Origin of the sequence: Sphingomonas sp. 10B4 (assembly GCF_035019905.1) — a bacterium.
GTDB classification, from domain to species: Bacteria; Pseudomonadota; Alphaproteobacteria; order Sphingomonadales; family Sphingomonadaceae; genus Sphingomonas; species Sphingomonas glacialis.
In genome coordinates this window covers 1-249 of sequence record NZ_JASJVC010000471.1, presented here as the reverse complement: position 1 = coordinate 249, position 249 = coordinate 1, and the positions used below count along the sequence as shown (strand labels likewise).

The following is a 249-nucleotide window of genomic DNA, read 5'->3' as shown; positions in this document are numbered from 1 at the left end:
CAATTGCACGCCACCGATCAAACTGTTGAGCGAGGCATCGGGCGCTTCAATCAACACGATCCGTGCCAGCGGTGCGGTCGCGTGGGCCCATTGGACGTCGAGCGCGATTTCAGTGGCCCAACCGGAATTATAAGCCGGTGCCGTCGTGGTTAAGGTACCGGATGCGGTGTTGTAAGCGACGATCAATTCACAGGAAGTCAGCGATGCAGCGGCCAAGGGCACGGAACTGACAGTCTTGCTGGTGCACGC

General features: G+C 59.0%; 1 protein-coding gene. It reads right to left on the bottom strand.

Annotation, left to right across the window (positions count from 1 at the left end; translation table 11 throughout):
• Positions 1-216: hypothetical protein (locus QN347_RS20535; RefSeq protein ID WP_323494508.1), on the bottom strand; the 216-nt coding region annotated here is incomplete at its 3' end.
• Between the last annotated feature and the right edge of the window lie 33 nt (positions 217-249).